Source organism: Streptomyces ipomoeae 91-03 (genome assembly GCF_000317595.1).
GTDB lineage: Bacteria > Actinomycetota > Actinomycetes > Streptomycetales > Streptomycetaceae > Streptomyces > Streptomyces ipomoeae.
Map to the genome: position 1 here is coordinate 19,732 of NZ_AEJC01000297.1, position 13,095 is coordinate 32,826.

Annotated in this window: 14 protein-coding genes and 1 pseudogene; 10 read left to right on the forward strand and 5 right to left on the reverse strand. The window is 69.2% G+C overall.

The window, feature by feature from the left end:
• The first annotated feature begins 602 nt into the window (after positions 1–602).
• Entirely contained in the window at positions 603–998 is a 396-nt protein-coding gene (locus STRIP9103_RS19770; protein WP_048820605.1) for a hypothetical protein, read from the forward strand.
• A 364-nt stretch (positions 999–1,362) separates the two neighbouring features.
• On the opposite strand, the pseudogene STRIP9103_RS19775 reads toward STRIP9103_RS19770, so the two are convergent.
• Positions 1,363–2,586, reverse strand: a pseudogene (locus tag STRIP9103_RS19775) (IS110 family RNA-guided transposase).
• On the opposite strand from STRIP9103_RS19775, the gene STRIP9103_RS19780 reads away from it, so the two are divergent.
• Genes STRIP9103_RS19780 through STRIP9103_RS19805 form a run of 6 tightly spaced genes read left to right on the forward strand, consistent with a single transcriptional unit; the run spans position 2,558 to position 5,454 of the window.
• The gene (locus STRIP9103_RS19780) at positions 2,558–2,992 is read left to right on the forward strand and encodes a hypothetical protein (RefSeq protein ID WP_009315369.1); all 435 of its coding nucleotides are present in this window, start codon (positions 2,558–2,560) and stop codon (positions 2,990–2,992) included. The pseudogene STRIP9103_RS19775 and the gene STRIP9103_RS19780 sit on opposite strands and share 29 nt — an antisense overlap.
• Positions 2,993–3,052: 60 nt before the next feature.
• Positions 3,053–3,388: an ArsR/SmtB family transcription factor gene (locus tag STRIP9103_RS19785; protein WP_009315364.1), complete on the forward strand. Its 336-nt coding sequence runs from the start codon at positions 3,053–3,055 to the stop codon at positions 3,386–3,388.
• Complete coding sequence (locus STRIP9103_RS19790) at positions 3,389–4,099, forward strand: cation transporter (RefSeq protein ID WP_009315405.1); 711 nt, start codon at positions 3,389–3,391, stop codon at positions 4,097–4,099.
• Between the two features lie 39 nt (positions 4,100–4,138).
• Positions 4,139–4,447: a hypothetical protein gene (locus STRIP9103_RS19795; protein ID WP_009315413.1), complete on the forward strand. Its 309-nt coding sequence runs from the start codon at positions 4,139–4,141 to the stop codon at positions 4,445–4,447.
• A 48-nt stretch (positions 4,448–4,495) separates the two neighbouring features.
• Positions 4,496–5,161, forward strand: a complete 666-nt coding sequence (locus tag STRIP9103_RS19800; protein WP_009315356.1) for a class I SAM-dependent methyltransferase — start codon at positions 4,496–4,498, stop codon at positions 5,159–5,161.
• Positions 5,158–5,454, forward strand: a complete 297-nt coding sequence (locus tag STRIP9103_RS19805) for a sulfurtransferase TusA family protein (RefSeq protein ID WP_009315402.1) — start codon at positions 5,158–5,160, stop codon at positions 5,452–5,454. The genes STRIP9103_RS19800 and STRIP9103_RS19805 overlap by 4 nt, the downstream gene beginning before the upstream one ends.
• Positions 5,455–5,771: 317 nt before the next feature.
• Here STRIP9103_RS19805 and STRIP9103_RS51625 read toward each other — a convergent pair whose 3' ends face one another.
• Positions 5,772–6,839: a tyrosine-type recombinase/integrase gene (locus STRIP9103_RS51625; RefSeq protein WP_009315412.1), complete on the reverse strand. Its 1,068-nt coding sequence runs from the start codon at positions 6,837–6,839 to the stop codon at positions 5,772–5,774.
• A gap of 349 nt (positions 6,840–7,188) precedes the next feature.
• Here STRIP9103_RS51625 and STRIP9103_RS19815 point away from each other — a divergent pair, with 349 nt between their 5' ends.
• Complete coding sequence (locus STRIP9103_RS19815) at positions 7,189–7,584, forward strand: hypothetical protein (protein ID WP_048820606.1); 396 nt, start codon at positions 7,189–7,191, stop codon at positions 7,582–7,584.
• Positions 7,585–7,898: 314 nt separating this feature from the next.
• Here STRIP9103_RS19815 and STRIP9103_RS19820 read toward each other — a convergent pair whose 3' ends face one another.
• Genes STRIP9103_RS19820 through STRIP9103_RS50695 form a run of 3 tightly spaced genes read right to left on the reverse strand, consistent with a single transcriptional unit; the run spans position 7,899 to position 11,230 of the window.
• Complete coding sequence (locus tag STRIP9103_RS19820; protein WP_048820607.1) at positions 7,899–8,207, reverse strand: hypothetical protein; 309 nt, start codon at positions 8,205–8,207, stop codon at positions 7,899–7,901.
• The gene (locus STRIP9103_RS19825; protein WP_009315355.1) at positions 8,204–10,465 is read right to left on the reverse strand and encodes a Tn3 family transposase; all 2,262 of its coding nucleotides are present in this window, start codon (positions 10,463–10,465) and stop codon (positions 8,204–8,206) included. Before STRIP9103_RS19825 ends, STRIP9103_RS19820 begins: the two co-directional genes overlap by 4 nt.
• A 15-nt stretch (positions 10,466–10,480) precedes the next feature.
• Entirely contained in the window at positions 10,481–11,230 is a 750-nt protein-coding gene (locus STRIP9103_RS50695) for a DUF4158 domain-containing protein (RefSeq protein ID WP_009315392.1), read from the reverse strand.
• A gap of 130 nt (positions 11,231–11,360) precedes the next feature.
• Between STRIP9103_RS50695 and STRIP9103_RS19835 the strand changes: the two genes are divergently transcribed.
• Positions 11,361–11,576 (forward strand): hypothetical protein, encoded by a 216-nt coding sequence (locus tag STRIP9103_RS19835; protein ID WP_052315580.1) that lies wholly within the window; start codon positions 11,361–11,363, stop codon positions 11,574–11,576.
• Positions 11,577–11,765: 189 nt separating this feature from the next.
• Complete coding sequence (locus STRIP9103_RS19840; RefSeq protein ID WP_009315424.1) at positions 11,766–13,052, forward strand: NAD(P)/FAD-dependent oxidoreductase; 1,287 nt, start codon at positions 11,766–11,768, stop codon at positions 13,050–13,052.
• The last annotated feature ends 43 nt before the right edge of the window (positions 13,053–13,095 follow it).

A 13,095-nucleotide genomic window follows, 5' to 3' on the forward strand; every position in this document is an offset into this window, starting at 1 on the left:
CGACAGACTGGCGGCAGGAGTTCACGGGAGCTGCCGCGAAGTTTCGTTCCCGCTCGGCCTGCCCCAAACCACCGCGCCGCCCGCCGCTCCCGGCGGAACTTCCCCAGCCACCCGCAACACCCTGCCACCACGGATCAAGCCACCACCGAATGTTCAGAAAACTGAACTAGTGTCCCCCGCTCCGCTGCTCCCCGATCCGCTACTTCGCCAGCGTTGGCCAACGTCCCGGCACGTTCGTCGGCAAGGGTTCCATCCACATGCTGACCGGGTTCCTGACCAACTATGACCAATACGCCATCCGCCACGGTGGAAACGGTCTTGGCGGCTTGGGGTGCCGGTAAGAACGCTGTCACCAGCCGCAAACGGCGGGTGTCACGTGCGGCGACGTGCGGCGGGGTCGCGTTCCGCGACGTGTCGGCCCTGTAGTCCTACCTCGGACACCAGGGAGCAAGTAACCCGCCAGTAGGTTTCAGCGCTATCGCTGATGACCGTTGTCACCGAAGGTTGGTGACGCTCTCACGCCCCTCGAAAGCCCCCTATGCGCTCCTTCGACAGGGTGAGGCTGCTGTTAATTCCGCCCCACCCTGGAAATCGCATAGAACATGAAACTCAATCGCTATCTGAGCACTGTCGGAACGGCAGCGGTCCTGCTCACCGGTATGGGGAGCGCCCCGGCCCAGGCCCAGGCCCAGGACTACGGCTTCGGCTGCATCAATCCGGGTGGGGCCGCGATCTACACCGTCTGCGAGATGGGCATTCATCTCGGGGGCGGAGAGTCGGTCGAGGTCGATCTGCACGAGTCTGGCGGGTATCCCGTGCACGTTTGCGTCGAGCCCGCTGGAGGCGGTTGGGATCTCGGCTGCGCGTGGATGGTGCCCGGTTCTCGCGCCAAGGTCGCCACCAACACAACCGGCTACACCCGATCCGTCCAGCTCATCGTTGACACCAACGCCCTGGTGGACGTCCGTGTCGCGGGTGTGTACCGAAAAGTCGCGTAACCGACCTTCGCCGTACTTGGGCCCGGCCCTCACCAGCCCGGGCCCAAGTCATGAGCGCGAGGGCTCCACGGAGCCCCAGCGCTGCAGAACTCTCTGGCTGTAACTCACACCGCTCAATCTTCGATGGCACACGATCAGGGTTCGGTGACACAGAACAGCTGACCTGGGACGACTCCGCCAACAGATTGGCGTTGCGTGACGTCAGCGCGTCGTACCCGTCGGTACGCGTTGGTTTTTCGACGCCTTCACGTCACCGTACTGGCGGTGTCGGCGCCGGTAGGCGCGGTCTCGGCAGCGGGCGGAGCAGTAGCGGGCGTCCCGGCGGCGGGACCCGGCCGCGTAGACACCTCAGGCGGTCAACGTGTCAAGCAGCTGCGGCGAGCACGGTTGGAAAGGCCGTGTGTTCGTCGAACAGCGTGTGGTGCTGGAGGCAGTAGTAGAGCTGTCCGAGCATGCGGTTGAAGAGGTTGGGCTGGGCGGCTGCGTGCCAGTCTCCGTGGTCGTCGCGGCGTCGCCGGTAGTGGGCCTTGGCGCCGGGCGAGGCGGTGATGGAGGAGAAGGCTCAGAGGTAGCCGGCTGCGTTGAGCCGGTCGTTTTTGACCCACCGGCGGGTGATGCTCGACTTCTTGCCGGAGGCCCTGGTGATGGGCGAGGCGCCGGCGTATGCCTTCAGGCCGCGGGCGTCCGCGAAGCGGGACCGGTCGTCTCCGATCTCGGCGAGCACCCGGGCGCCGAGCTGGACGCCGAGGCCGGGGAAGCTGAGGATGATCTCAGCGTCCGGGTGCTGAGGGAAAGCCTCTTCGACCGCCTTGGTGAGGTCGTCGGCGGCGGTGCAGGCGGCCTCCAGCTGGATCAGGAGGGCCAGCATTTGCTTGCCCAGGGCGTCCTCGACGAGCTGCGGCTGGCGGGCGTAGTCGTCACGGAAGATGTCGCGGAGCCGTTCGGCCTCGGCTGTGATGCCGCGCTTGCGGCCGGCCCGCTTGAGCGCGGCCTCCAGTTGCGTGCGGGTCAGCCGCGCGGCCCTGGCCGGCGTCGGGGCCGTCTTCAAGAGCTCCCGGGCCTCCGGCCGGCACAGGCCGTTGCGCCAGGGCTCGAAGGCTGCCAGGGCGGCCGGGTAGTACTCCCGCAGCAGCGAGCGGAGCTGGTTGGACAGCTGCTGGCGGTTCCACAACGAGTCCTGCTGAGCACGGGCGAGAACGGCGATGGCCCGGCCGAGGTCGCTGTCGTTGGGCAGCGGCCGGTGGGCGTGCATGTCGGTGCGCAGGATGTTCGCCAGGACCAGGGCGTCGCCGGGGTCGGACTTCTTGCGAGAGACCGAGTGCCGGTCGCGGTAGCGGGCGGCGGCCATCGGGTTGATCGCGAACACCTGTCGCTTGCCGGTCCGCAGTACGGCCACGAGCAGGCCCCGCGAGGTCTCGATCGCGACCGGGATCGGGTTCTCCTCGCTGTCGCCGTACTCGACCAGCAGGTCCAGCAGGATCTTGTAGCCCGCGGCGTCGTCGGTGATGTGCCGCTTGGCCAGTAACTGGCCGCTGTCGTCGACCAGGGCGACGTCGTGCGTGCGCTCGGCCCAGCCCGCCAGCCGCATCACTCTGCTGACGACCGAGCACGTCGCGGACGACGGGGACAAGGTCACCCTGCGGCTCGGCCGGAAGCCCGCCGAGCTGCCCGCCCCGCTGGACGACCTGATCCGCCAGCTCGCCCGGCAGCGCCAGGGCCGGGCCGTCACCGTGCCGCTCGACGAGCCCAAGTGGCTGTTCCACGGCGCCTACCCAGGCCAGCCGCTGGCCCCGCATACCCTGTGCCACCGGCTCAAGGCGATTGGCATCCGGCCCCGCGTCGCGCGCAATACGTCGCTGATGGAGATCGCGTCCGAGCTGCCGGCCTACGTCTTCAGCCGCCTGCTCGGCTTCCACCAGAGCACCGCCGACAACTGGGACCGCGAACGCGGAGGCTTCAGCCCTGAGTACGCCGCCGAGATCAGCCGCCGCTGAGCATCCCCAGCCAAACGATCCATGGTTCTCTGAATTCAGGATTACCTGTACTGTCGAAGGGTGCTGACTCTCGCTGCCGATATCGAAGTCCTGGCGCGGTTCGGTCGCGCGCTCGCCGACCCCATCCGCTGCCGGATCCTGCTCGCCCTGCGCGAGGCCCCGGCCTACCCGGCCGACCTCGCCGAGGCTCTGCAGATCTCCCGCACCCGGCTGTCCAACCATCTGGCGTGCCTGCGCGACTGCGGCCTGGTCGTCACCGTGCCCGACGGCCGCCGCACCCGCTACGAGCTCGCCGACGAGCGCCTCGGACACGCGCTGGACGACCTGCGCGCCGCCGTGGTCGCCGTTGAGGCGGACCGCACCTGCCCGGACGCGGACGAGAAGGGGTGCTGCTGAATGACCGCGATATCCCTCGGTCCGAGCCCGGCCCGCCGCGACGCCCTGACCCGGCGCATACGCCTGCTGGTCACCGCGACCATCACCTACAACATCATCGAGGCCATCGTCGCCATCACGGCCGGCACCATCGCCTCCTCGACCGCGCTGATCGGCTTCGGGCTCGATTCCGTCATCGAGGTCTCCTCCGCCGCTGCTGTCGCCTGGCAGTTCTCCGCCCGCGACCACATCACCCGGGAAGCCCGGGAGAAGCGCACGCTGCGGATCATCGCCCTCTCCTTCTTCGCCCTCGCGCTCTACGTCACTATCGACTCCGTACGGGCACTGACCGGCACCGGCGAAGCCGACCATTCCGTCCCCGGCATCGCGCTCGCCGCCCTCTCGCTGGCGATCATGCCGTTCCTGTCCGCCGCACAGCGCAGGGCCGGCCGCGAACTCGGCTCCGCCTCCGCCGTGGCCGACTCCAAGCAGACCCTGCTGTGCACGTACCTGTCCGTCGTGCTCCTGGTTGGCCTGCTCGCCAACCTGTTGTTCGGCTGGACGTGGGCCGATCCGATCGCCGCCCTGGTCATCGCCGCGATCGCGCTGAAGGAAGGACGCGACGCTTGGCAGGGCAAGGGCTGTTGCGCGGCCCCCGCCACGGCAATGCCGCAGCCCGGTGCCGAGACCGACAGCTGCGGCTGCCGACCCGGCTGCGACTGCTGCAGCTGAGCTCTCTGCTCCACGCCTACAACACGAGATCCTGAAACGATGAACATCGAACTGCTGGTCGTGCCCAACTGTCCCAACGCCCAGCCCGCAGCCCACCTCCTGCGCACTGTGCTCGACGACATGGGTCTGCACGACGTCGCGTTCACGACCCGCGTGATCGCCGACCAGGCCGAGGCCGAATCGGCCGCCTTCACCGGCTCGCCAACCATCCTCATCGACGGCCGCGATGCGTTCGCTGAACCCGGCCGAGTGCCGGGACTGACCTGCCGGGTGTACCGGAATCCAGACGGCCTCGCTGGTGCGCCCGCCGCCGACCAGGTGCGACAGGCCCTCACCGCTGCCCTCTAGGCTGTCCGGCGAATCCGGCGCCGACCGGAGCAGAAGGAGCGAGGAGACGTGAGCGACAACGGGCAGGAGCTGGCCAACGCGCAGCGCCAGCAATGGCAGAACACCTACACCGCCCACCCAGGCATGTACGGCGAAGAGCCCTCCGCCCCTGCCGCCCACGCCGCTGAGGTCTTCCGCAAGGCCGGGGCGACGGACGTGCTGGAGCTGGGAGCCGGCCACGGCCGCGACGCCCTTTTCTTTGCCCGCGAAGGCTTCACCGTCCAGGCCACGGACTTCAGCGCCACCGGCCTGCAGCAGCTCCAGGCAGCTGCTCGCGCCCAAGGCGTCGACGAGCGTGTGACCTGTGCCGTGCACGACGTGCGCGAGCCCCTGCCGCTGCCGGACGCATCCGTGGACGCGGTCTTCGCGCACATGCTGCTGTGCATGGCCCTGTCCACAGAGGAGATCCACAACCTGGTCGACGAGGTCCGTCGCGTCCTGCGACCCGGCGGAGCCTTTGTCTACACCGTCCGTCACACCGGCGACGCCCACTACGGCGCTGGCACCGCCCACGGCGACGACATCTACGAGCACGGCGGCTTCGCCGTGCACTTCTTCCCCCGTCACCTCGTCGACTCCCTCGCCGACAACTGGAGCCTGGAGGAAGTCCACGCCTTCGAGGAAGGCGACCTGCCCCGCCGCCTGTGGCGCGTCACCCAGACCCTGCCACGATGACCCACCACCCGATACCGGCCGCGGACATCACCGTCGACGGCACCGGCCTGCTGTGCGTCACCCTCCTTCTCCGCCTGCGCACGCACATTGCGGAAGCGGAGCCGGGCACCGTCGTCCACGTCATCGCCACCGACCCGGCCGCACCTCTCGACCTGCCAGCGTGGTGCCACATGACCGGACACGACTACCTCGGCCCCGTCCCCGGCGACAAGCCGGTGTACGCACTCCGTCTGTCCGCCGACGCACGCCCCACCCGTCCGGACGCACCCTGGCACCGGGCCTCGTCCTCGTGACATCCGAAGCCAGTTCACGCACGGCGATGTCCTGCGGGTATTCCGCACGTTCTGATAGCCGGGGTTACCAATAGGGTTGACGTTCTCGGGGGTGTGATCGAGGTGGGCGGTGGTGAGGAGGACGATGCTGCCGGTGCCGTAGGCGGCCTGTCCGTTGAGGTTGGGGCAGCGGCCGGTGTGGGTGCCGCGTCCGCATTCGCCGTGGCATTCGCAGCGTCCGGCGGCGCGGACCGTGCGGATGCGGAGGCTGATCGCTTTCCAGTCGGCGGGGTAGCGGTCACGGTTCTCGGGGCGGATGGACATGGGGTCCTCTGGGTTCACCTGCGGCGGCGGGCGGCGGGGTCGTGCTCGGCGACGTGCTGGGCGACGGCGTCGACGCCGGGGCGGGCGTACCGCTCCAGCGACCGCACGGAGGCGTGGCGGGAGCGGGCCAGCAGCATCGGCGTGGACGTGCCGTCTTCCGCGTCGTGCGTCAGGGCAGAATGCCGGAGCCGGTGGAGTGTCCAGCCCTCCAGGTCGCCGACGTCGTCGGGGCTGGCGAGCGGGTTGGCCGGCAGCCGGGTGCTCTCCTCGAAGATCTCTTCCGCCCGCCGGTAGGACAGCCGGGCGCGGCCGGTCACGGGACAGGTGTCCAGGGTCGGGGTGCGGGCGGGGGCCTTGCGGTCGGTGAGGAAGAGCGGGCCGTGGGTGCGGCCGGCGATGAGCCGGGGCAGGAGCTGGGCGGTGCCGGACTGCCAGTGAATCCACTCCACGGCGCCGCCCTTGGAGGTGACCCGGCCGCGCTTGTCAGCGGGGAACAGTTCCTCGATGTTCAGGCACAGGATCTCCTCGGCCCGCGCGGCGCTCTCGTAGAGGAGCTTCCAGAACGTCTTCTCCCGCACGGATGCCTCCAGCGCCCACAGGGCGGTGATCTGGGGCTTGGAGAGCGCCTTCGTACGGTCCGGCGGTGCCGGGCGGCGCTCGATCCCGATCGTCGGGTCGGCGACGATCCAGCCCTGGCGCTGCCACCAGCCGATCGCCTTGCGTGCGATGGACAGCTCGCGGTTGACGGTGTCGGCGTCCATCTCGTCCGCCCGCGCGGCGGCGAGCTCGGCGAGCACCGGCGGCAGGCCCGGGTCGTCGATGGCCGCGAGGTCGAAGGGGTCGGGCTTGGCGCCGCGGCGGGCCGGTCCGGTCGGCGCCGGTTCGCCGCGCAGCATCCACCCCCAGGTGGTGAGCGAGATCCGGTAGATCCGTGCGGAGGACTTCGCGATGCCCGCGCCGGTGAGGTACCGCTCGATCGCTGCGGCGTACGACGGCGGTGGGGCGGACAGTGGCACGACCCGGGCGCGCGGGACACGCAGCGCGCCCCTGTTCTCCGGCACGGCCACCCGTTCGATTGCCACCTGCGCACTCCTTCCAGCTCTGTCGCAGTAAATGCGTACACCTCACCCCCGGCTCTCGTGACCATGCTCGGTCGAACACGCGAGGCCATCGGAGGGTGCCGAGGGGACCGTATCGGCACTGCCGCAGTAAATCCGGCATTTACTGCGGCAACTCCCTGACAGGCCGCCAGCGCTAGAAGTCCGATAATCCGCACGGAGGGTTCCGGTGTATCCGCAACTGATTCCCGACCGCACTCAGGGCATTTCATGGCATTTACGCTTTCAGTGGCATATCTGGCGTTTGGTGCGGCGACAATGTGACTGGGAGTCGGCTTTCGACTCACCCCTCACCGTTCGACAGGAGTAACAGGTGCGTCCCTTCCGGACTCTTGCCGCGGCCACCGCGACATGCGCCATTGCCGCTGCCGTCTCGCTCACCGCCCCCTCGCCCGCTCAAGCCGTCCCTACCCGCTGGGCCTCAGCCAGCTACAAGGCCACGAGCGTACGCAGCATCGAATGGTTCAGAGGCGACTTCCAGGGCGTCATGCCTACCATCAACCCGAGCCTGAAGGTTTACCTTGTGACTCAGTCCGGCCGGAGGATCTACGAGGAGAACCGGCACTGGATCGGCCAGCAGTACAGCGGCTGGCACCAGGTCGCTGTGAACCAGAGCTTCGGAGAGAACATTGGCAGCGCCTGCGCCGAACTGTATGAGGGCGGCATCTTCGTGGACAAGCAGTGCAACCCGATCTACCCGAACGCATAGCAAACGCGCACACCATGGAGTGCGTCCTGATGGCTTGTCTGGGCGTACTCCACCTCGTTGCGTCTGAGGCGCCGCGCGCGGCGTAGTGATGGCAGAGTCGAAAGGGTGCCCGCAGCCAGCTTCAGTAGTTGCGGGCACCCTTTGCGAACCGGGGGCTCCCACCTGGCCGGTCTCGCCCTGGCTTTCGCCCTCACGGTCGCCGTCCGGCGCTACATCGCACCCACCCGGGCCTGACACCGCACCACGAGCAGCGGCGCCCGAAGCCATAAGAGGTGGCTTTGGGCGCCGCTTCGACTGTACGGCCGCCGAAGCCGTCATGCGAGGAGCTGGAGGAGCTGGGTGAAGTTGCGGCACCGGCCGCCGTCGCAGACGAGGATGTCGGGCTCGCTCTCGTGCATCCAGCACGACAGGCACAGGCCGCTGCGGCGGACCTGGCGGTTGGTCCAGAAGGCGAGTTCGACGCCGGAGCGGTGGGCGTCACGGTCATCCTCCGGCAGACGCCACCACGCGGGAGAGGCCAGCACCGTGGCCCAGGCGCGCGCCCGGGGCACCCACATGTCGGGGTCCCTCCACGCGAGACGCCGGCGCGGTCCGCTCGCAATGCCGTACAGACGCAGGTTCATTCGTTCTCCACGGTGGATCGCACCGCCTGGTCGGCCGGGACCCGAGGGCCCGGCACGGAGGCCGCGGCGAGGTTGAGGCGGGCGCCCATGTCGAGGTTCACCTCGCCGTAGGGCCGGACGTGGGACCAGAACAACGGGGTCAGGCCACGCCGGTCCGCGGGCGTGAGGAGGTCGGCCCACTCCGGTTCGCCGAGGATGTCCTGGAGCATCAGGGTGTTCACGAAGACCAGGGCCGATTGCAGGATGCGCAGGCACAGGACGAACATCTCCTGCTCGTCGCGCCGGTTCGAGGCGATCTCCCCGCCCTTGCCGTAGGCGATCACGGAGTTCGCGCCGTTGGAGGACTCCATCACGTTCAGGCCCTCCTCGATCTCCCGCTGAAGGTCCCTCAGCCGCAGATAGCGGGCCACGAAGATGGTCTTCTGGGCGCCGCCGACCTCCAGCATCGCCGCGTAGGTGGGGTGGGAGGCGTTGCGGGTGAAGCGGCGCAGGATAGCCTCGGTGGACGCGGTGCGGGTCCGGATCGCGGTGGCGTACTTGATCATCTGGTCGTACTGCTGGGCGATGAGTTCCCAGCGGATCGGCCGGGTCAGCGCCGGGGTGGGCTGCGGGTAGGCGTCCGGTTCGCCGGCCACCGGCCGGTACAGCTTCACCTTGTTGATCCGCTTGATACGCGGCAGCAGGTCGAAGTTCAGCAGCCTCGTGATGCCGAACCCGATTTCCGACTGGCCATGACTGTCTGTGTAGTTGGCCTCGACGTCCATGGTGGTGCCATGCCGCATCGCGCCCTCGACCATCGCGGCGACCTCGGAGGCGGTGCAGTTGATCAGCTGGGAGTGGATGGCCAGGGACTTCTTCTCCACGTGCCAGTAGATGAGCACCCCGCGGCCGCCGTAGCGGGAGTGCCACTCGGTGAACAGGTTCTGGTCGTAGGCCCGCACGTGGGTGGAGTCGGAGGCGACCGCGGTCGAGCCCTGGCCCCACAAGTCGGTGCTGCGGTCGGCGAAGGTGGCGTTCGCGATCTCGATGGCGATCTGCCGGGCCGTCTCCGGGGTCAGGTACCGGCGGCGCACGTAGCGCAGTTCGTCCTCGGTGTGGCCGTGTCCGCCGGATGCGACGGCCTTGATCCCGGTGTTCGTGCCGTAGGCGTAGATGACCAGGAGCAGGCGCTCGGCGAGGACCTCCGCCGAGAGGGAGCCGCCGCCGGAGACGGAGGTGACCGCGTCCAGGCAGCCGGTGCGCAGGACGGCTTCTTTGAGCATGTCGATGAGCGGCACAATGCCCCACCGGCGCTGTACCTCGCCCTTGACCCGGCGCAGGTTCTTCGGCTCGGGCTGGGCCTCGGCCGGGGTCAGCCGGATCGCCCCGGACTTCCGCTCGGCGATGTCCAGCCAGGACAGCTTGGGCATCCGGTCGTTCAGCAGGCCCAGTTCGGTGGTCATCTGCTCGCGCAGCTCGTCGACGAAGTCGGCCGCGTCCAGCGGCTTGCGCAGCTCGCGGTAGTTCTCCTCGCGCCGCTCGGCGAAGTCCTGGGGCAGATCCTCATCGGGGTTGCGCCACTTGTCGGCGCCGACCACCCAGATCTCCTTGCACTTGAGCTGGTCGCGCAGGGCCTGGAAGGCAACGACCTCGTAGACCATCCGCACCACCCGGCGCCGGCCACGCTTGTCGGCGCGGTGGACGACCTCCGCCCAGTCCCCGCCCATCGCCTTGTGCACCGGCACCGTCTCGCCCAGCGGGTAGTACGTGGTGTTGCCCGCCGCCGCGTACCGGGCCACCAGCGCCAGCGCCTCGATCACCGGCCGGTGCGTGTGGTTGGACGAGCGGAACTCCAGCACGTCCAGCAGCCGGATCAGCCCGCGCCGGTAGTGGTTGGTGTACGACGCCTTCAGCGTGGTCTGCACCGTGCGCCGGTAGACCGGGCCACGGGTCTTGAACTCGTGCACCAGCTCCCGCAGCGTCTGCTCCCCACCGGAGACCGCCGGGTAGACGACCTCGCGGACCGTGCCCTCCGGCTCGCCGATCGACGCCTCGGCGAGCTTGAAGAGGATGTTCTCCTTGCCCGACACCTTCTTGAACGCGTTGACCAGCTGCTCGGTGACCTTCTTCTCCGCCCGTGCCCCGATCCTGTGCACCGTGGATATCAGCAGCTCGACCAGCGTGTCCGTGATCTCCCGCTCCCGCTCGTGCAGCAGCGCGGCCAGCAGCGTCACCCGCAACGGCAGCGGGTGCGTCCGCAGGTGGGAGGGGGATTCCACCGCGGCCCGCGCCCGTCACCAGGCCACCACCTTCGGCGCGACGTCGGCGAACAGGTCCGCCGGCAGCCCGACGGCCCGGACCGCGAGCAGCTTGTCGATCTCGGTGAGCATCGTCTCCAGGCTCACATTGCCCGGAGCCTCCTTGATCTTCCCCAGGACCGGCGGGCCGTCCTCGCCCTCACCTGGTGCGGCATCGTCCTCCTGGTCGGCGCCGACGACCAGGGCGACGATCCGCTCCGTGCTCTCGACCGTGAGCCGCCCGGAGATCCTCGCGGTCAGCGTCTCCTCGGCCACCCGCAGCGCGGCGCTCACGATCCGGTCGCACCGCCCCGGAGTCGGCGGCTCGATGCTCTCCGTCCGGCAGCGGGCCAGCAGTTCCACCCGTACCTGCTCCGGCCGCCGCTCCTTGCACGCGGCGTGCTCGGCGAGCCAGCCGGTCAGCTTGTCTGCGTCCGCGACGCTGCACTCCCGAAAGCCCAGGTGCCCGCGGATCTGCGCGCGGTGGTACTCGACCGTCCGGCCGCTCCACTCGTACGCGTCCAGCTCGGCGGCGGGTACCTGTACCTGCCGGGCGACGAACTCCACTGCCTCGCCCGGCAGCTCGAACCGGCCCCGGGGAAACCGCCCGTGCTGCGTGTAGAACTTCAGCAACACGGCGAAGCCCAGGCGCGTCGCACCGCGCTTGCCGGACACGAGTCCCTGCTCGTCCTTCAACAGCGTCCAGTGCTCGACCAGGTCGTCCAGGTCCAAAGGGGTACGGGCCACAGTCGTCGATCGTCCTCTCGGGGCCTCACCCCGCGCAGCTGTACGACCCCGGACTCACCCACACGGGTGACACCATCGCAAGATCACCACCGTTTGCGGCTGGTGACAGCGTTCTTACCGGCACCCCGGCTTGCACGAATGGCTCGTCGCCCGCAGCGGCCGCGACTGCAATCACGCCCGGCCCGGCCAGATCCTCCACATCGCCTTCCCGAACGGCTGGGACGGCATCTGGAACTACCTTGCGCAGGTGTACGAGCAGCATGCGATCAAGGTTCTGTCCGAGCTGCTCGACGAGTTAGCTACCGAGCGCGAGGTAGCAGGGACTCACAGACCTCAGATTGACTGAGACGCCGGGCCGCACCAGGTCTCACTCAAGATGAACCACTGCTGGTCAGGGCCTTGTCGTGGTTCACCTTCACTGAGACAGGACATGGAGTGATCTGGCTCACAGGGTGTCACAGCGGTCGGCCGCGCGGTGTCTTGAGGTCGAACCCCTTGGAACCGTTTGGAACCGCTGGGAACCGGAGGAGACACCATGAGCGGGAACACCGAAGTACTCGTGATCGGCGGCGGATACGCCGGGGTCATGGCGGCCAATCGGCTGACGCAGCGTGACGACGTGACGGTGACGCTGATCAACCCTCGGTCGACGTTCGTCGAGCGGATCCGGCTGCACCAACTGGTGGGCGGGTCCCATGCCGCTGTCGTCGACTATCGCGAGGTCCTGGGCGAGGGTGTCCGGCTGGTGGTCGACTCCGTGACCCGGATCGACGCGGCCGGGCGCAGTGTGGCGTTGGCGGGCGGCGGCACCGTCGGCTACGACTACCTGGTCTACGCCGTGGGCAGCGGGAGCGCCGATCCGCGTGTGCCCGGCGCCGCCGAGTTCGCGTATCCGATCGCCACCCTGGAGGAGGCCCAGCGGCTGCGGCCGGTCGTCGATGCCGCGCCCGCCTCGGCCGCGGTGACCGTCGTCGGAGCCGGGCCGACCGGTATCGAGACCGCCGCCGAGTTGGCGGAGGCGGGGCGTGCCGTGACCCTGGTCTGCGGTGGGGCGCTCGGCCCGTATCTGCACCCGCGGGGGCGGCGCTCGGTCGCCGGGCGGCTGGCCGAACTCGGTGTGACCGTCCTCGACGGTCCCGGCACGGGGGTGACGGCTGTGACCGGCGATGCCGTACGGCTCGCTGACGGCCGTACGCTGCCCAGCGCGGTGACCATCTGGACCGCCGGGTTCGGTGTGCCGGATCTGGCCGCGCGCAGTGGGCTGAGCACCGACGCCCTGGGCCGTCTGCTCACGGACGAGACCCTGACCAGCGTGGACGACGAGCGCATCGTCGCGGCCGGGGACTCGGCGGCGCCGTCGGACCTGCCGCTGCGGATGAGCTGCCAGGCCGCGATGCCTCTGGGCGCGCGGGCCGCCGACACCGTGCTCAGCCGGATCGCGGGTGAGCAGCCCTCGCCCCTCAACCAGACGTTCGCCGGCCAGTGCATCAGCCTGGGCCGACGCGCCGGCATCTTCCAGTTCGCCCACAGGTACGACGTCGCGGTGTGGTTCCACATCGACGGTCGCCCTGGCGCGAGGCTCAAGGAGTTCGTGTGCAAGGGCATCGTCAAGCATCTGTCCGACGAGGCGCACAAGCCCGGTGCGTACCGCTTGCACCGCGTCTCGGGAGGCGCCAAGCGCCGGCAGCTGCTCCAGGCCAAGCACGGCGGAGCGTCGGCCGTCGCGACGCCTGCGGCCACTGCGGCCACTGCGCCCCCCGCGCCCCCTGCGACGGCTGCGGCCACTGCGGAGACGGCGGCCACTGCTGAGCGCGCGGCGTAGGTCACGTACGAACGGGAGGATCCGGAGATGAAACGGGGGACGG

Excerpts from the sequence above, each read along its gene's own strand:
- STRIP9103_RS19790 (WP_009315405.1), top strand. The coding sequence starts at position 3,389 with ATGACCGCGATATCCCTCGGTCCGAGCCCGGCCCGCCGCGACGCCCTG.
- STRIP9103_RS19770 (WP_048820605.1), top strand. The coding sequence starts at position 603 with ATGAAACTCAATCGCTATCTGAGCACTGTCGGAACGGCAGCGGTCCTG.
- STRIP9103_RS19820 (WP_048820607.1), bottom strand. The coding sequence starts at position 8,207 with ATGAACCTGCGTCTGTACGGCATTGCGAGCGGACCGCGCCGGCGTCTC.
- STRIP9103_RS19840 (WP_009315424.1), top strand. The coding sequence starts at position 11,766 with ATGAGCGGGAACACCGAAGTACTCGTGATCGGCGGCGGATACGCCGGG.
- STRIP9103_RS19795 (WP_009315413.1), top strand. The coding sequence starts at position 4,139 with ATGAACATCGAACTGCTGGTCGTGCCCAACTGTCCCAACGCCCAGCCC.
- STRIP9103_RS19805 (WP_009315402.1), top strand. The coding sequence starts at position 5,158 with ATGACCCACCACCCGATACCGGCCGCGGACATCACCGTCGACGGCACC.